A 16,636-nucleotide genomic window follows, 5' to 3' on the forward strand; every position below is an offset into this window, starting at 1 on the left:
AGGAACTTATAATGAACCGTCCTCTTCATGATTCTCACAGGAATAAAGCAGTGGAGCTTATTGAGTATGAGTTAACAACATTTATACGCCGCGCAGTATACATTGATCAGTCTGAGCACAAAATCGGCATTTTGGAGCGCGCCACGTATCTGCTATTGAGGCAGCTCATGGAGTATGGCCCCACTCGTGTAAAAACGCTCGCAGATATGTTTCTGCTCGATATTTCTACCGTCAGCAGACAAACGGCCGCATTGGAAACCAAGGGACTGATTCGCCGTCTATCCGACCCTTCGGACGGGCGCGTCAGCCTGTTTGAAATCTCGGAGCTGGGTAAGAAACTGTTGCTGGAAGACAAGAAAATGAGAGTAGCCCGGTATTGCGAAATGCTGGAGAACTGGACAGATGAGGAACAGGAAAAATTCGGGGAGCTGTTAGTACGGCTGAACAAAACCTACATTGAGGGATAACCCCATACAGATGTCATAAAGCAAGATGTCACTGGAAAAATCCAAAAGCGAAAAGGTCCAAATTGCGGTAGAAGCACCCCGCAATTGGACCTTTTGTTTACTTATCCTGATGTGTCGTGATCTATCCTGATTAATCCTGCTTCAATACTCTAACTTCAATGGGAACCAGATTAGACTCAATCACGGAACGCTGAGGCTCAAACCACTCTGGCAGCATCAGCTTGTGCCCCAATTCGTTCAGCTCCTCATCCACGGTAAAGCCGGGTGGATCGGTCGCAATCTCGAACAAAATACCACCTTGCTCCCGGAAGTATACAGCATTGAAGTATTGCCGATCCACAATGCCGCTTGTCCCAAAGCCATGCTGGCGAACCGTTTCATTCCACACCTGATGTTCCGCATCGTCCTGCGCACGCCAGGCAATATGGTGAACCGTACCCGCGCCGCCGTTACCCCACGGCACATCTTTGACCGGAATGTCGATCAGGTTGCCCAAATCACCAGTCGCCTGATAACGGATGTAACCCACATCTTCACCGATGGGAGTCATACCCAGAACGTTCTCCAGCACACCTTGCGTATGCTTGGAATTAGCACTGAACAGCACTGCGCCGCCGAAGCCCTTGATCGCTTTATCCGCTGGCACGCCGCCTGCCGTCCACGTGTTGGTCGGGCCTTCTTCCCGCTCCACCAGCTCAAGACGCAAGCCTTCATTATCCTGAAACTGAATAAATGATTCGCCGAAACGAGCTGATTTTGTGAAGGATACCTTCAAGCTGTGCAAGCGGTTTTCCCAATAATCCAAAGTACCCGGCGGCACTACATACGTTGTAATTCCTACCTGCCCGCCTCCGAGCTTGCCCTTGCGTGTACCCGGAGCCGGAAAAAAGGTAATGATCGTTCCCGGGCTGCCTTCTTCATTACCAAAATATAGATGATATACTTCAGGAGCATCAAAATTAATCGTCTTTTTAATCAATCTCAACCCAAGCACGCCTGCGTAAAAATCAACATTGCCCTGCGGATCTGCTGCAAAGGACGTGATATGGTGAATTCCTGCTGTTTTCAATGACATTTCCAATCACTCCTTTTGGTAGCATCATATATTTATACATTTCAAAATCCGTTATAGCTGACAAATTGCCCAACTGGCTTACGGTATCCACGTGCACGCTGACCAGATACATCTTCTTTACCCAAGGTAATCAGCATAGCTGGCACAAAGTTTTCAGGAATATTCAATACTTCCTGTACCTTCTCCGGGTCAAAACCGATCATCGGGCAAGTGTCCCAGCCTTTGTCCTTGGCAATCAACATGAATTGCATGGCAGACAGGCTGGCATTGCGGATCGCTTCTTCTCTTTGGAAGACAGGTCCCCGTTCGCGATAGAATTGGGTTACCGATTCCACCGTGCTGTCATATTCCTGCTTGCTCAGGACGCCCAAGTTCAGAAACCCTTCATTGAGGTCAGCTACTTTCGTATACGCCTCGGTATCCCCCAGTACCACAATGGTCGCCGAAGCCGTTAATATTTTATACTGTTTACTTGCCTCATCATGCAGTCTTTGTTTCACATCCGAATCCTGTACCACGATATAGCGCGCATGCTGTAAATTAAAAGCCGATGGAGCAAACTTCACCAGCTGAAATATCTCTTCCAGTTCTTTTTGATCTATTGTTACATCAGGAATGTATTTAGAAGCTGATCTTCTCTCTTGAATAATATTCACCAATTCGCCCATGTTCAGTTCCACTCCTTGATATTATTTTTAAATGAATTATCTTTAAATTAAGAATATATCTTTATGTGTTTTCTGTCAAGTAAAAATCTTAGTAAGAAGTATGTATTTAATTGATCCACGGACTATCTCAAAATTTGACGAGGAATGGAGTTTAAAGCAAAAGAACTCTTCATACTCCAAGGCGGCAAGCCCATTCGAAGATATCCCCACTATATGACTCTTGGAGAATGTCCGTGGCTTTTGGAGTGGTATCCCCAAGGCAGAGTGCTTCAAATCCCAATGAAGGGATTCGCAGCTGACACCATCAGCTTTATACCGTGGATGAAATCATCATATAACATACCTTTCACAGATCGGTTGCCCGTATTCTCATCGTAATGGCTTCACGTTGCGCTTTGGTCAAGCTTTTGAAAACCAGATCGTACGAATGGTCGATCATGCTGTACAAATCCTCCAGCGGGAAAGTAGAATCGACCGTTACCGTGTTCCAATGCTTTTTATTTAAATGATATCCCGGCTTTATCGCCTCGTTTTGCTCACGCAGGTTTTCCGCAATAACCGGATCACATTTCAGAGATACTTGGCAAATGCCGTTCGCTTGCCTCAAGAGAGCAAATACTTTGCCTCCCACCTTCAGCACCAGTGGCTCAGGACCAAAAGGATAATCCTCTATCGCTTCTTTTTTGCTTAGACCATATGCCACAACCTTCTCATACATCAGCCTTCTCTCCTCTGCTCAGTCATCATCCTATGAATCTTATTAAAGTCGTATTTGATCCTAATTATATCACCTCCGCACTCTTCAAATACACCAGGACCATGCTACAATTAGAGTATCTGTGCCAAAAGGAGACTCATTATGGATACTATTACACATACACTGTTCGGCTTGGCCTTATACGGCGCAGTCAAGAAGGCGGACATGACGCGCAAGCAAAAGGGCGCACTACTATTCACCACCGTTATTGGCTCTCAAATCCCTGATATAGATGTGATTTCTACGTTGTGGGATGTGTCAGGGCGATACCAGATGTGGCACAGAGGACTCACCCATTCGCTGTTCCTCGTTCCCGTATGGGCAGCATTTATTGCCTTGCTGGTGCGCTTGTTCTTCCGACAATCCGGCTGGCGGTGGTTTGGAATAGCCCTGCTGGATGTGTTCATTCACGATACGAGCGACCTGTTTAACGCTTGGGGTACGGGGTATTTTGAACCTTTCTCGCAGATGAGAGTGACCTTCGGGACGATTCCGATTGTGGACCTTGTTCTATGGGCGTTGATGCTGGCGGGGTTCCTCTATGTCCGCTTCCGGCGTTCTGCCCGAATTTCCTCGATGGCCGTCTACCGGATCGTATGGGCGCTGATGGCGCTGCATTTCACCGTCCAAACTGCCCAAGGTATGCTCATTCTGCACCAGCAAAAGACACAAGCGCCTTATGAGCAGGCAGCGTTATCTGCCGATTTTGTCCCCGGTATGTTCACTGTGATTAGCAAAAAGGACTCTGTAGTCACCTTGAGTAAAGGCTCCCTATGGACAGGCTTCCATACAGTAGCCGAGCTGCCATCCCAGGATCAGGCTAATCTGGATGCGCTGTTTGCCAGCAATCCAAAGGCACAAACACTTGTGCAATGGTCACCCTTCGTGGTCGTTGTAGACGATGGACAGCGTCTGGGCGTATACGACCCACGTTTCTATCGGGAGGGTCAATCCTTTCTGTACGAATTTATCGACCGTCCGTGAGTTCGTGAGCTCGTGCGGGTCTAAAGATTTAGCTATATTTTATATACTATATCTGCAAGCTGAACAGCCCTTTCACTTTCCATTAGGAAGCTGGAAGGGCTTGTTCTGTTCGTATTGCAGAGAAAGTTATGCAAGAACCCTATATTTTGATATACTTCCGTGAGAGGCTGTATCGACAACTTCGAACGGTACTCCAGTTTAGTGTAATTCAATATGTAGATGTGTGAGCCTATGGAGGTGAACTCGTTGGATTTTGCTCTGATCCGCAAGGACCGAGACAAAAGAACGGTCGCAAATTGACTCTTTTTTTGCCTTTCGGACCTTTTCGGCCATGTGCTGAAAGGTTTTTTTTGTGATCTAAAACATAGATAGAGAAAGGATTGAATGTAACCATGGAAACCTCAAAAGCACTTAATATTTTGCAATTGAATAAAATGAAACGAGAAGGTTTACCTATAAGCATGATTACGGCATATGACTATCCGTCTGCTCGTTTGGCTGAGGAAGCCGGGATCGATATCATCCTTGTCGGTGATTCCGTAGGTAATGTGTTATCTAATTATAACTCCACACTGCCCGTCACTATTGACGATATGGTCTATCATACACGGTCTGTCGTGCGCGGTGCGGAACATACTTTTATTGTCGCGGATATGCCATTTATGACGTACCACGTGAGTAGTGAAGAAGCCCTTACTAATGTGCGCAGGCTCATGCAAGAGGGACATGCCCATGCCGTGAAACTAGAAGGGGGCATGGAAATTTGCGACACCGTGAAGCGAATTGTTCAATCCGGCGTCCCACTGCTGGGGCATATCGGACTTACACCACAGTCTGTGCATCAAATCGGCGGATACTTCATTCAAGGTAAAAACTCACAGGCCGCTGAGCGCCTTCTAAATGATGCCCGGGCCCTGGAGCAAGCGGGAGCTTTTGCCATCGTATTGGAGCTGGTGACAGAGGAAGTGGCGAAGAGCATTACCCGAGAGGTATCTATTCCGGTCATTGGCATCGGTGCGGGGAGATACTGTGATGGCCAGGTTTTGGTGTATCATGACATGTTACAATACTCAGCTCCTTACCGAGAGAAAAAGTTCGTAAAAACCTATTCGGATATAGGTACTCTGATCCGCGACAGCATAGGGCAATATGTCAAGGACGTGAAGGACCGTTCTTTTCCGGGCGAAGAGCATGTTTTTAAGGCAGATGAGAACGTAGTAGAACGGCTGTATGGGAATGCAAAAGTAAAGGGAGGGACCCTATGATGCGATTTTTGATTGTAGGTGCAGGGGCGATAGGAGGCTACTTCGGGGGACGACTTGTTCAAAAAGGAGAAGACGTAACCTTTTTCGTACGTCCTTCCAAAAAGTCTAGTTTGAAAGAAAACGGTCTGATTGTTAAAAGTGTTCATGGGAATTTTCACACGCCAATCCGTGCTATTACATATGGTGAAGCTGTCGAGCCGTTCGACTGCATTATCGTTGCGGTCAAAGCGTATCATCTGCCCCAATTGCAATTCGATCTTGAGCCCTATATCGGTGAACATACCATGATTCTTCCGTTACTTAACGGTTACGAACATTTTGACTCTTTACGCAAGCAATTCGGTCCGGAAAAAGTGCTGGGAGGACTTTGTTATATCGAAACTACGCTAGATCATGATGGTTCTGTCGTTCAGACAAGTCCATTCCACCGTATCGTCTTCGGTGAATGGAACGGCGTGCAATCAGAGCGTACACAAATACTGCTGAATCATCTTGATCATGCAGGCTTCATAGTCACACGAAGTCAGGATATCCAGCGTGAAGTTTGGCAGAAATATATATTTGTTGCCAGCTTGAGCGGAATCACAACACTAATGGATACCTCTGTCGGGACTATACTTGCCACGGCAGAGTCACGTGCTATATACGAAAAGCTGCTGCATGAGATGGTCACACTTGCTCGCAACGCAGGGATGCCGATTGATTCAGAGATGGAAGCTCATACATTGAAAACGATGGAGTCCTTACGACCAGAGATGATGTCATCCATGCAACGTGATATGCATAAAAAGCTTCCGATTGAAGCGAGTCACCTGCATGGTTCACTTCTTGCATTGGCTTCTGGCAGTAATGATGCATATCCGATACTTGAAACGGTATATGCCCGATTAAAGGTATATGAGAGCTTATTGGATACTATCTAACATTTGATTAAGTTAAAAAGCAGATCCTTCCATGATGTGTTCATGAAGGGTCTGCTTTTGTTTTACTCTATACTGTCTATCTTGAGCAAGCTTGCTCAAGCCCTTGAAGTAATGCATGTAACTCCTGCCTGGTTTCAGAATCGGTAATTACGCCTTCCTGATTTAGCTTCAATGTGATATGCGGAATAATGACCTTTCCATTTTCCACAATCTCGGCATTGATCATTTGCAGTGTGAGCAACAGAGAGGCATGGGCCAGATTCCCACCCATAGGAGAAGGTGACGCGCTAATAACTGCTGTAGGTTTATTTACAAATTCGCCCGAAGAAACGATCCAATCCAATGCATTTTTCAAAGTACCTGGAACACCATTCCCATATTCAGGCGTACAGATCAATACCCCATCCGCTTCTTTCAGTTGTTCCCGCAGCTCCTTGACGGAAGCCGGCCCGTCTTCTACATCCAGATCCGGGTTAAAATGAGGAAGCTCACCCAATCCGTTATACATCGTAAATACCATATTCTCTGGCGCTAACCCAATGGTAGCCTTTAATAAGGCTGTATTGGAGGACTTTTGACGAAGGCTCCCCGATATAGCCAGTACCTTGATTTTCTGATCCACCACTATCATCTCGTTTCCTTATTTAACTGGCAACATCTTTTATACTCAGTGTACTACAGATAAACCAGAATTAAAAAATGCCTGCGGCTTCGCAGGCATTCGTCAAATCAGGTATCCTTCTCTTGCTTGCGCTGTACCCCGATCAGATCGAGGAAGAAGACGAACAGCGGGATACCGACAATCAACCCCCAAATCCCAATCAGATGTTCAGAGAAAATCAGGACGACAAAGGTAAAGAAAATCGGTAAATTGGTTTTGGATGACATCAGCTTCGGATTCAGGAAATAGGCTTCAATGGCATGTATCACCACAATCAGAATAACCAGATAAATGACATATTGAATGCCGCCGACACTGAAAGCAATCAGACCGAGCGGCGCCAGCGAGATAAACACACCTGCCACCGGGACCAATCCCAGCACGAATATGATGAGCGCAAGACCCAGCAGATTAGGAAAGCCCATAATCCAGAGCGCAATCGTGGTCAAGATACAGTTAATCAGTGAAATCAGCAGTTGAGCCTCCAGCACCTTCCCGAACGTGTCCAGGAACATACGACCAAAATGGCCCACTTCCTTGAAAAACCAACCCAGCTTGCTATCCACAAACGTTGCTGTAAAGCGTGTAATATAGGATTTTTCCATCAGGAAGAATAAGCTCAAAATAATCGAGACCAGCAGTTGTGTTCCCAATTGACTGACCTTCATCACTGCATTCAAGCCCGGCTCAAATAGTCGCTGGACATTCAACGTATCCATAAACTCAATGATCGTTTCATTCCATTGATTAAGATTAGGGTGCAAATACGCTTGCTGAATCATAAGATACACCTGCTTGACCTGTACGCTGATTAGCGGCACCATTCGGTAAACGCCCCACACCATAATCAGGATTAGCAGCCCATACACCAATAGCAGCACGATCATCGGAGGTATATTGGCGAATCGCTTGATCAGCTTGCTCACTCCGTTATATATACTGCCGATCAGGATCGTAAGCAGCAGCGTTAACAAAATAATATTCATCATGCTTCTTAATAAAAACAACGCCAAAATGATTATCGCAAGGACGGCTACCCGCCTAACACCCGCATGATTCATCCAATTTCTTACCATTCGTCTTTATTCCCTCTCTCCTTCTTGACTGTCAACCTTGTAATCTGTCCTAACGATCAGCTTTCTCTTTTTAACAATTTACTGTTAGCGATCAATAGAGAACCTACCATGACCAGGATGGCAATGGACCACCAAAATGTATTCTTGGCATCATCGTGATCTACAATAATGAGCCTGATGACAGCCGTAATGCCAATATAGATGAAATAACGTAAAGGAAAATGGAAATTGGTTTTAAAGTACTTAACAATTAATGCAATGAATTCAAAATACAAAAAGAATACAAGCAACTCTTCCGTGAATTCGTAGTAATTCTTATCCGACTCTGCAGACAAGAAAACATAGGAAAAGATGGACCATGTTTCTTTTAGCAGCAAGAAGCTTAAAATCAGTCCGACCAGAAACAACGAGATATTCAGGATCATTTGCAGAAAACCAGGTAATTTTTCAACATGCTTCATAAAAGCGTTCACTACAGATCCCCTCACTGGTTGTACAGTTTCTTTATTCAGGATTTTGCAAAATTCGATTCCAGTCGCTCCGAAGTTCAATATATAGACGAACTAGACCATTTCGATCTATATATTGTTCATTGGAAGTCGCTTATTGGATTTTTGCAAAATCCTCTATTATATTATCGGCGGAATACATGAAAAATGCTACATTACTTTTGGTGTAACCTTATTGAAAGTGTATATTTGCACCGGTAATATAACCAATGGAGATAAAAATAAGGGTCCATACGAGAGAGCCTGCGCTTGCCACCAGCATATATTTTCGAACAGGCATTGCGCTAATTCCAGACAAGTAGCTTGTCACATGCCTGACGCCCGGAATGAAATAACCGACCAGAATGGTCCACAGCCCGAAGCGTGCAAACCACCCCTTCACCCTTGCAAACCGTTTCGGTGTCAGCCCGAACCACTTGCCGTGCTTATCCACCAAAGGCTGTCCCAGCTTTTTGCCCAGTGTGTAGCTGATCATCATGCCTGTCATGGCCCCCATAAAGCTGACCAGTACAGACATTGAATAATTCAGTACCATAATAGAGGACAGATAGCCGACAAAGACCATAATAATTTCATCAGGAACTGGAAGGCCGATAATCCCGAGAGCAAGAAGTGCAAAAATAGCAATGTACCCGTATTGTGTTATCATGCTCATAGCCCATTCCATAGGGTGCTACCTCCTGATCGGTTTTTTTTTGAAGGACGGGAACGGAATACGGCTAATCATCAGGAAAGACAGCACTACCATGAGCCCAAGCAATAATTCGGGTCGCAAATGCTCACTCCATAAAAACATAAAGGACAAAATAACACCCGCAGCCGTAATTGGCATGCCTACGAAGCCTGTACTAAAAGCCATCAAGTTGAATCTTGCCAGCCTCACTGCACCGCATATCACAAACAAAACAGCCACAAGCGGCCCCATCCAATGTGTACCTCCCAGTTGGTAGAACAAGGTCAAGAAAGCAGGGGCAACGCCAAATGAGACCACATCCGCCAGCGAATCGAGCTGCTTGCCAAAATCACTGGAGCAATGCAGCAGCCTTGCCAGCAAACCGTCTAGCACATCCCATAAAGCGGCCACCATAATCAGAATAAAAGCGGTCGTATATTGTTCATGAATCGTGTAAAACAGGGATAGTACCCCTGCCCCCAGATTTGCCATCGTGCATAGTGAGGGCAACCAATTCCATTTCATACTGCTTGACTCCTTTGCCATAGCTTAACCTCCGAATATGACGACAAAACGAACGCCATCCCTGGTATTCTCCGCTATATAGCGAAAATCGTGCAAATCCAAAATCCGTTTGACGATCGACAGTCCCAGTCCCGTTCCCCCTGTCTGACGGCTGCGTGAAAGCTCGGCCCGGTAAAACCGTTCCCAAATTTGCTCCAGCTGATCGTCGGGAATCGTTTCCCCTTTATTTTCAATGGAAAAGGTATTGATTTCCCCGGAGCCTTCGATACGGATCGTAATCGAGCTTCCTTCCTCAGCATGCCTTATGGCATTCATGACGAAGTTGAAAATCACCTGCTCCAGCCATCCGGCATCGGCATGAATCGGCAGCTCATTAGCAGGGATAATGACTGCTTCCAGATGCTTTTCCTTTAGCAGATGGAACAGCTTGTCCACGACTTCCTCCACCAGCTCGCTCAGTATAAAGGTCGTTTTGCGAAGCTTGAGGGTGCCGGATTCCAGCTTGGCGAGGTCCAGCATATCCTTGACCAGCCGCTCCATTTTGTCCGCTTCCTCCACAATCACCTTGATATAGTGGTCCTGCTTACCGGCACTAACGCCATCCTGTAGCCCTTCGGCGAAGCCTTTAACAATACTAAGCGGGGTCTTCAGCTCATGAGAGGCGTTGGCAAAAAAGTCCTGCTGCACAGCCTCCATCCTCTGTTTCTGCTCCATATCCTCAACCAGTTGCTGGTTAGCCTCCTGAAGCTCGCGCAAAGCGGTGTCCAGGTTCTGGGACAGGGTATACATGCTGTAGGACAGGCTGCCCAGCTCATCATTTTGCCGAATCGGTGTATGGGCTGTAAAATCGAGCTTAGCCATCCGTTTGGCAGTATTGTTCAAGGCAATGAGCGGACGGGTCACCATTCGGGAATAGAACAAGGACAAAATCAAAATCAGCGCAAAGCCCCCGATGCCCAGGTACAGATAGAACCAGCGCAGAGCTTCATTCGTCTCGCTGATTTCCTGCAACGATGTCACTGTGAACAGCAGGTCGATCTCTCCGGTGCTTTGTCGCACAGGATGGACAATGACCGCATTACGCACACCCGTCCAAGGCTCCGTCCACTCTTCCTCCAGCACTTCAAAATTCTTGAGCTTCTCCAAATGGGTCTGCGACAAAGGAAACCATTCCTCCAGCGCACTAAACAGCAGTCCTTGCCGCTGGCTCCAGGTTTTCAGATCCGGCAGCACAATTTCTGTCACCGTACCGGACAACCTTACACTGTCCTCTGTGCTCGTCTCTTCCGAGGTCGTTCCTATATGTTTGGAGCCAGGCTTCTGAATGCCCGACGGATAAATGAAATTGGCAGAAGAGATGCCGTCGGTTTCCAACACTTCACCTTCAACGGTTAACGTGTCACCCGGCTGAATCCGGGCCGCCCTCAGCTCATCTCCGAACTGGCTCATAAACAGAGACAACGATATTTTAACGATCTGCCCGTCTGCTTTTCGGAGATTGATATGGAACGGGTCATCCAGCTTTACTTTGCCGTCCAGCGTGACAATCGCCAACTGGTTCTTATTCTGAAACATAAAACGGGCTGCTTCTCGTGAAACCCTATCGGAGCCCCAGGCTTCCTTGACATAGCTTTGACCGAAGCTTTGCAAACGGCTTTCCACGCGTCCAATCTTCTGTTGCTGATAAAAATTTTCAAAAAACAGCAATTGACTTAAAATCACCATACCGTAAAAACAAAGAAAAAATGCAACGGTCATAATGAACAACTTAAAGGTAACTCCCCGTTTGTTCATTCTTCCTCCTCAAACCTGTAGCCTGTACCAAAAACGGTCCGGATATGGCGTGATTCACGGCCCAGCTTGCTTCTCAGCTTTTTGATATGCGTATCCACGACCCGCGTGTCTCCTTCAAAGTCGATCCCCCACACCCGGCTAAGTATCGCATCCCGTGAAATGACCATACCTTTGTTATGTATAAGCAGCCGCAGCAGCTCATACTCCTTGGGCGTCAGCTCGACTTCCGCCTGATCTACCTCAAGCCGATGAGCCATCGTATTGAGAATGGCCGTGCCGAACCGCAGGACATGCGACTCAGGCAGCACATGGCCCTCCACCCGTTTCATCAGCGCGTTCGCGCGGGCGATTAGCACCTTGGGGCTAAAAGGCTTGGTAACGTAGTCATCTGCTCCCAGCTCAAAGCCCAATATTTTATCATCATCACCGGATTTGGCGGTCAGCAAAATGATCGGCACCCCGGAACGGCTGCGAACCTGACGGCATACCTCCCAACCATCCAGCTCCGGCATCATAATATCGAGTATAATCAGATCGGGCTGCACCGAATCGAACCAGATTAGTGCATCTTTTCCATTGCCTGCTTCATAGACTTCCCAATTATTCTGTTTAAAATAATCCGCAATGACTTCACGGATACGAATTTCATCCTCCACGAGAAGAACCCTTTTATTCAATCGACTTCCCTCTTTCGGTCATTCTAGGACATCAGCGTACCAAAGACATGTGTTCTTTATGTGTTCTTGGCACTTCTATTAGAATCCAGCTTGGATTAGGGCAAATTTGTCTTGGCTCAGACCATCTCATCTCCTATGATCCTACCCTATAATAAGAAGAGATACAAAAAGCGCTCACAGGAGGGTAATACATGACCAATCAGACCATTCAGTGGTTTTCCACTTCCAAAGCAAAAGCTTGGCATTCCCAATCTCATCATCCTAGCGAAACCCAAGAGCATGCCAACCTGACCATTACGGGCGAATCGTATCAGCTCGTCGAAGGCTTTGGCGGCTGTTTTAATGAACTCGGCTATATAGCCTTGAATCATTTGGAGAACGACGAACGGGAGCAGGTGCTTCACTCTCTCTTCCACCCGGAGGGCGAACACAAATTCACGATTTGCCGACTCCCTATTGGAGCCAGTGACTACGCGCTGGAATGGTACAGCCACAATGAAACGGACGGCGACTTGGAGATGAAGCACTTTTCCATTGAGCGTGATCAGCAGTATCTCATTCCTTTCATTCGGGAAGCATTACAACTTAACCCGGACTTGAAGCTGTTCGCTTCACCCTGGAGCCCGCCGACATGGATGAAATCGCCCAAGGCTTACAATTACGGCACATTGCGCTGGGAAAAGGATATTTTGAAAGCGTATGCATTATACTTCGTCAAATTTGTGCAGGCTTACCGTGAGGCAGGCATTACGATTCATCAGGTCCATGTTCAAAATGAAGTCATTGCCGATCAAAAATTCCCTTCCTGTGTATGGACCGGAGAACAGCTGCGTGAATTTATTCGCGACTATTTAGGCCCTGCCTTCGAGGAACACGGACTAGATACAGAAATTTGGCTGGGTACCATTAACGCCCCCGATCCGTGGGAAGAATTAATGAAGAAGACTTCGACCGGATTCGATGAATATGCCCATACCGTGCTGAGTGACCCGGAAGCCTACAAATATATTAAAGGCGTGGGCTATCAGTGGGCAGGCAAAAACGCCATCCAGCGCACCGTAGCCAGCTATCCCGAGCTTCGTTACATGCAGACAGAAAATGAGTGCGGGAACGGAGAAAATTCGTGGGACTACGCCAAATATGTATATAACCTGTACCAGCACTACTTCACCAATGGCGTGAATGCTTATATTTACTGGAACATGGTTTTGGAGCCGAAAGGCAAGAGCACATGGGGATGGGAGCAAAATTCGATGATCACCGTTGATCCGGCGGATCGTAAGCGTACCCTGAACCCGGAATATTACGTGATGAAGCACTTTTCTCATTTTGTATTGCCAGGTGCGAGACGCATTGGACTTCATGGATCATGGACGGGAAATGCCGTTGCTTTCCGCAATGCTGACGGACAAACGGTAGTGGTCATTGCCAATCCGTTCCACGAATCACGTGTGCTGAATCTGTCCGCTGGAGAGGCTACGCATCATTTCGAGCTGGAGCCGGAATCATTTAATACCATCGTCATTCCTTCTTAACCGTCGTAGCTTTCCCAAGCGTACACATAACTTTACGCGCCGCTGTCCGGTCCATCCGTATCCAAAAGTATGGTTAGTTTCCAAAATGAATGTATCCCCTTTTGCGTATAGTAGCCATAAATAGTATACTTGGAGTAACTACGGACAGGAGGTCGATGAACATCACTACTGTAAAAGACCGGATTGATTTGAAGCTGATTAATTGTGATAAGGAATTGACCCTCGCCGTCATCGGCGGGAAATGGAAGCTGATTATTTTATGGCATCTCGGCTTGGAAGGCACCAAGCGGTTCGGTGAACTGAAAAAGCTGATCCCCCACATTACGCAAAAAATGCTGACCAACCAACTGCGCGAGCTGGAGGAGGATAAGCTCATTCTTCGTAAGGTCTATCCTGTCGTCCCTCCGCATGTGGAATACTCACTGACCGAGCATGGCGAAAGCCTGATTCCGGTACTGAGAGCGATGTACGATTGGGGATCAAACTATCGCGAGAACGTGATTTGGAAAGAAGAAGAAGCGATTCAGGATGTAACACCCGTTTAATCAGCTTAACTATACATTTTCGTGATGAAGACACCCACGGGGATACTCGGGGGTGTCTTCTTTCATTCTAAACCTTTTTCTGAATGAGCAGCTCCACTTGCTTCTTCCAGAGAATGAATGAGAAGTCTATGATCGATCGGTGACGACATGACAATCAGGCTCGTGTAGGTTCCATACTTATCGCACTGGTTACTAAACTCTTCTAGGGTGCGCGTCGAGTTGGTCACTACTTTTAATAAATAACTGTGATCTCCGCTTATACGGTGGCACTCGGCAACATGTGGAGATGTATGGACAAAATCAAGAAATGCATGGCAATCTCTAGTCCGAAACAATATATAGGCTGCCGTATCCTTTCCTATTTTTTCAGGAGAGATGATCGTGCGATACTCCTTGATAACCCCCTTTTCTTCCATTCGTTTAACTCGTTCTGTTACAGCAGGTTGGGACAAACCCACGCATTTTCCTAGCTCCGTCATTGAAATTCTTGCCTGACTTTGAAGATAAAAGAGGATTTGTTTGTCTACATGATCCACTTTGAATGCTCTCCTTTAAATTTAATGTTTTTATGAGAAATTCATTTAATTACTTTGTATAATCATCATAATGGATTGATTGCGTTATGTAAAATGAATGATTTAGATTATATAATAAAACTCACATCGATAAGGTGAAACATGAAAAGATAGAAAGGATGGCTGCCCTTGAGTAAATACGTTTTAAATAAGGTAGGAACAGTAGCAGATTTAGAAGTACCTATTGAAGAGGCTATTGATCGTACAATTGACGAAAAAAGGCTGGTTGGTGCTGGTGTACAAGTTGCGCTTAATGAGGCGCAATATTATAGTTGCGCTGCCGAATGTCCAGACCGTGAACAAAAGTCTGGGGGGACCTCTCAGTGAGCCTATCCTTCTCCCGCAAAAATATAATTGCATTGGCCGCTATATGTTTGTCCGCATTGATGTTCGGCCTCGAAATTTCCAGTGTGCCAGTGATACTGCCAACTCTGGAAAAAGTATTGCATGGCGATCTTAAGGATATGCAATGGATTATGAACGCTTACACCATTGCATGTGCCACAGTTCTGATGGCTGTAGGAACGCTGGCTGACCGGTATGGAAGGAGGCGTATTTTTATTATCAGCCTCGTCTTGTTCGGTATTACATCCTTGATTTGCGGCTTGGCGCAAAGCACATCGGTTCTGATCATCAGCCGGTTTCTTCAAGGGGTAGGTGCTGGTGCGATGCAGATTTGCCAGATAGCAATTCTTTCGCATCGGTTTCAGGAAGGACAAGAACGCAGCAAAGCCTTTGGCATATGGGGGATCGTGTTCGGTATCGGCCTCGGTTTTGGACCTATCATCGGCGGCATGATCGTGGCCGTGCTGAACTGGCATTGGGTTTTCCTGGTCCACGTTCCGTTGACCATCCTCACTTTGATTCTTGTTTTCGGTGGCATAGAGGAGTCCAGAGATCCGCAGGTGAAAAAGCTGGACATTATCGGTATCATCACGCTTTCGTTGACAGTTTTTGGCCTTGCATACTTTATCACGCAAGGGCCGGAACTCGGCTTTACCAGCAGAGCATCCATCAGCATCCTTATTGCAGTAGCAATAAGTTTCATTATTTTTCTATTTGCGGAAAAGCTCAGCGCCCATCCGATGTTTGACTTTTCCGTATTCAAGATACGTAATTTCTCTGGCGCTCTCCTTGGCTCCATCGGCATGAACTTCAGTTTCTGGCCGTTCATGATCTATCTGCCGATCTATTTCCAGAGTGGCCTGGGTTACGGAATCGTAGCCGCCGGGCTGTCTCTCTTGGCTTATGCGCTGCCCACCTTGGTAATTCCGCCTCTGGCAGAGCGTTTTTCGCTCCGCTATCAGCCGCGCATAGTCATTCCATCAGGTCTGTTCATCCTCGGTATGGGCTTCATTTTGATGAAATATGGCAGCGGCAGCGATCACGCCAGTTGGTTGACCATGCTCCCTGGCTCCTTGTTGGCTGGTATTGGGCTTGGCTTAACCAATACGCCTGTGACCAACACGACCACCGGCTCTGTTCCGAGTGCCCGTGCAGGCATGGCTTCTGGTATAGATATGAGTGCCAGATTGATCAGTCTAGCCATCAACATCGCTGTGATGGGATTCATCTTGCAGGAAGGTATTCTGTCTTATTTGAAGGGTGCCCTTTCCGGGACTCTCAATGCAGTGCAATTGCGGTCTGTAGCCGAAAAAATAGCCGCCGGAAATACTGTATCTCTCAAGCAGAGTTTGCCAGAACTCTCCTCTCTGGATGCGTCTGGAGCCGTCATCCATGCAGCGCTTGTGCACGGCTTTGGCTTGATAATGCTCTACGGCGGTATTGGTGTCTGGGTTCTAGCCGCGATCAGTTTTATGATTTTTGGATCTAAGAGAGCATAAAGACAATCCCCGGGATAAGGATATCCGGGGTCCTCTTTTTTTCAATATAAAGGACTATCGGCAAGATAATAAAAGAAACGGAT

Annotated in this window: 19 protein-coding genes; 8 read left to right on the plus strand and 11 right to left on the minus strand. The window is 46.6% G+C overall.

The genetic code is table 11. The features are described 5' to 3' along the window. The first annotated feature begins 11 nt into the window (after positions 1-11). Positions 12-467 carry a MarR family winged helix-turn-helix transcriptional regulator gene (locus tag QD47_RS06365; protein WP_044645331.1) on the plus strand — a complete coding sequence of 152 codons (456 nt, stop codon included), beginning with the start codon at positions 12-14 and terminating at the stop codon, positions 465-467. A gap of 130 nt (positions 468-597) precedes the next feature. On the opposite strand, the gene QD47_RS06370 is transcribed toward QD47_RS06365, so the two are convergent. The 3 genes from QD47_RS06370 to QD47_RS06380 form a co-directional block, all read right to left on the minus strand. Next, a complete protein-coding gene (locus QD47_RS06370) occupies positions 598-1,542 on the minus strand; it encodes a ring-cleaving dioxygenase (RefSeq protein WP_044645332.1) in 945 nt (314 codons plus the stop codon). A 41-nt stretch (positions 1,543-1,583) separates the two neighbouring features. Next, a complete protein-coding gene (locus tag QD47_RS06375; RefSeq protein WP_044645333.1) occupies positions 1,584-2,210 on the minus strand; it encodes a nitroreductase family protein in 627 nt (208 codons plus the stop codon). Positions 2,211-2,556: 346 nt separating this feature from the next. Then, positions 2,557-2,928, minus strand: a complete 372-nt coding sequence (locus QD47_RS06380; RefSeq protein ID WP_044645334.1) for an MmcQ/YjbR family DNA-binding protein — start codon at positions 2,926-2,928, stop codon at positions 2,557-2,559. 141 nt (positions 2,929-3,069) lie between these two features. Here QD47_RS06380 and QD47_RS06385 point away from each other — a divergent pair, with 141 nt between their 5' ends. The 3 genes from QD47_RS06385 (at position 3,070) to QD47_RS06395 (ending at position 6,139) form a co-directional block, all read left to right on the plus strand. Further along, the gene (locus tag QD47_RS06385; protein ID WP_044645335.1) at positions 3,070-3,951 is read left to right on the plus strand and encodes a metal-dependent hydrolase; all 882 of its coding nucleotides are present in this window, start codon (positions 3,070-3,072) and stop codon (positions 3,949-3,951) included. Between the two features lie 392 nt (positions 3,952-4,343). Further along, positions 4,344-5,216, plus strand: a complete 873-nt coding sequence (panB, locus tag QD47_RS06390) for a 3-methyl-2-oxobutanoate hydroxymethyltransferase (protein WP_044645336.1) — start codon at positions 4,344-4,346, stop codon at positions 5,214-5,216. Beyond that, entirely contained in the window at positions 5,216-6,139 is a 924-nt protein-coding gene (locus tag QD47_RS06395; RefSeq protein ID WP_044645337.1) for a ketopantoate reductase family protein, read from the plus strand. Before panB ends, QD47_RS06395 begins: the two co-directional genes overlap by 1 nt. Positions 6,140-6,215: 76 nt before the next feature. Here the strand turns inward: QD47_RS06395 and QD47_RS06400 are convergent, their stop codons facing one another. The 7 genes from QD47_RS06400 to QD47_RS06430 all read right to left on the minus strand — a co-directional run bounded on the left by QD47_RS06400 (position 6,216) and on the right by QD47_RS06430 (position 12,054). After that, positions 6,216-6,770 carry an NADPH-dependent FMN reductase gene (locus QD47_RS06400; protein ID WP_044645338.1) on the minus strand — a complete coding sequence of 185 codons (555 nt, stop codon included), beginning with the start codon at positions 6,768-6,770 and terminating at the stop codon, positions 6,216-6,218. A 98-nt stretch (positions 6,771-6,868) separates the two neighbouring features. Further along, the gene (locus tag QD47_RS06405; RefSeq protein ID WP_044645339.1) at positions 6,869-7,876 is read right to left on the minus strand and encodes an AI-2E family transporter; all 1,008 of its coding nucleotides are present in this window, start codon (positions 7,874-7,876) and stop codon (positions 6,869-6,871) included. A gap of 56 nt (positions 7,877-7,932) precedes the next feature. After that, positions 7,933-8,349, minus strand: a complete 417-nt coding sequence (gene psiE, locus QD47_RS06410; RefSeq protein WP_082067114.1) for a phosphate-starvation-inducible protein PsiE — start codon at positions 8,347-8,349, stop codon at positions 7,933-7,935. Positions 8,350-8,557: 208 nt separating this feature from the next. Further along, positions 8,558-9,052 (minus strand): DedA family protein, encoded by a 495-nt coding sequence (locus QD47_RS06415; protein ID WP_044645340.1) that lies wholly within the window; start codon positions 9,050-9,052, stop codon positions 8,558-8,560. 6 nt (positions 9,053-9,058) lie between these two features. Next, complete coding sequence (pssA, locus tag QD47_RS06420) at positions 9,059-9,583, minus strand: CDP-diacylglycerol--serine O-phosphatidyltransferase (RefSeq protein ID WP_044645397.1); 525 nt, start codon at positions 9,581-9,583, stop codon at positions 9,059-9,061. 24 nt (positions 9,584-9,607) lie between these two features. Beyond that, the gene (locus QD47_RS06425) at positions 9,608-11,377 is read right to left on the minus strand and encodes a sensor histidine kinase (RefSeq protein WP_044645341.1); all 1,770 of its coding nucleotides are present in this window, start codon (positions 11,375-11,377) and stop codon (positions 9,608-9,610) included. Further along, entirely contained in the window at positions 11,374-12,054 is a 681-nt protein-coding gene (locus QD47_RS06430; protein WP_044645342.1) for a response regulator transcription factor, read from the minus strand. The genes QD47_RS06425 and QD47_RS06430 overlap by 4 nt, the downstream gene beginning before the upstream one ends. Before the next feature lie 191 nt (positions 12,055-12,245). On the opposite strand from QD47_RS06430, the gene QD47_RS06435 reads away from it, so the two are divergent. Both QD47_RS06435 and QD47_RS06440 read left to right on the plus strand, forming a co-directional pair. Beyond that, on the plus strand, positions 12,246-13,589 hold the full coding sequence (locus tag QD47_RS06435) for a glycoside hydrolase family 30 protein (RefSeq protein ID WP_044645343.1): 1,344 nt from the start codon (positions 12,246-12,248) through the stop codon (positions 13,587-13,589). A 155-nt stretch (positions 13,590-13,744) separates the two neighbouring features. Next, a complete protein-coding gene (locus tag QD47_RS06440) occupies positions 13,745-14,134 on the plus strand; it encodes a winged helix-turn-helix transcriptional regulator (protein ID WP_014279676.1) in 390 nt (129 codons plus the stop codon). 62 nt (positions 14,135-14,196) lie between these two features. Here QD47_RS06440 and QD47_RS06445 read toward each other — a convergent pair whose 3' ends face one another. Beyond that, positions 14,197-14,670 (minus strand): Lrp/AsnC family transcriptional regulator, encoded by a 474-nt coding sequence (locus QD47_RS06445; protein WP_044645344.1) that lies wholly within the window; start codon positions 14,668-14,670, stop codon positions 14,197-14,199. 168 nt (positions 14,671-14,838) lie between these two features. Here QD47_RS06445 and QD47_RS06450 point away from each other — a divergent pair, with 168 nt between their 5' ends. Continuing rightward, positions 14,839-15,036: a hypothetical protein gene (locus tag QD47_RS06450; RefSeq protein ID WP_044645345.1), complete on the plus strand. Its 198-nt coding sequence runs from the start codon at positions 14,839-14,841 to the stop codon at positions 15,034-15,036. Beyond that, positions 15,033-16,553, plus strand: coding sequence for an MFS transporter (locus QD47_RS06455; RefSeq protein ID WP_044645346.1), 1,521 nt, complete (start codon positions 15,033-15,035; stop codon positions 16,551-16,553). The genes QD47_RS06450 and QD47_RS06455 overlap by 4 nt, the downstream gene beginning before the upstream one ends. Positions 16,554-16,636: the final 83 nt, after the last annotated feature.

The organism is Paenibacillus terrae, from assembly GCF_000943545.1.
Lineage (GTDB): Bacteria > Bacillota > Bacilli > Paenibacillales > Paenibacillaceae > Paenibacillus > Paenibacillus terrae_A.

Excerpts from the sequence above, each read along its gene's own strand:
- QD47_RS06365 (WP_044645331.1), top strand. The coding sequence starts at position 12 with ATGAACCGTCCTCTTCATGATTCTCACAGGAATAAAGCAGTGGAGCTT.
- QD47_RS06370 (WP_044645332.1), bottom strand. The coding sequence starts at position 1,542 with ATGTCATTGAAAACAGCAGGAATTCACCATATCACGTCCTTTGCAGCA.
- QD47_RS06375 (WP_044645333.1), bottom strand. The coding sequence starts at position 2,210 with ATGGGCGAATTGGTGAATATTATTCAAGAGAGAAGATCAGCTTCTAAA.
- QD47_RS06380 (WP_044645334.1), bottom strand. The coding sequence starts at position 2,928 with ATGTATGAGAAGGTTGTGGCATATGGTCTAAGCAAAAAAGAAGCGATA.
- QD47_RS06385 (WP_044645335.1), top strand. The coding sequence starts at position 3,070 with ATGGATACTATTACACATACACTGTTCGGCTTGGCCTTATACGGCGCA.
- panB (WP_044645336.1), top strand. The coding sequence starts at position 4,344 with ATGGAAACCTCAAAAGCACTTAATATTTTGCAATTGAATAAAATGAAA.
- QD47_RS06395 (WP_044645337.1), top strand. The coding sequence starts at position 5,216 with ATGCGATTTTTGATTGTAGGTGCAGGGGCGATAGGAGGCTACTTCGGG.
- QD47_RS06400 (WP_044645338.1), bottom strand. The coding sequence starts at position 6,770 with ATGATAGTGGTGGATCAGAAAATCAAGGTACTGGCTATATCGGGGAGC.
- QD47_RS06405 (WP_044645339.1), bottom strand. The coding sequence starts at position 7,876 with ATGGTAAGAAATTGGATGAATCATGCGGGTGTTAGGCGGGTAGCCGTC.
- QD47_RS06415 (WP_044645340.1), bottom strand. The coding sequence starts at position 9,052 with ATGGAATGGGCTATGAGCATGATAACACAATACGGGTACATTGCTATT.
- pssA (WP_044645397.1), bottom strand. The coding sequence starts at position 9,583 with ATGAAATGGAATTGGTTGCCCTCACTATGCACGATGGCAAATCTGGGG.
- QD47_RS06425 (WP_044645341.1), bottom strand. The coding sequence starts at position 11,377 with ATGAACAAACGGGGAGTTACCTTTAAGTTGTTCATTATGACCGTTGCA.
- QD47_RS06435 (WP_044645343.1), top strand. The coding sequence starts at position 12,246 with ATGACCAATCAGACCATTCAGTGGTTTTCCACTTCCAAAGCAAAAGCT.
- QD47_RS06440 (WP_014279676.1), top strand. The coding sequence starts at position 13,745 with ATGAACATCACTACTGTAAAAGACCGGATTGATTTGAAGCTGATTAAT.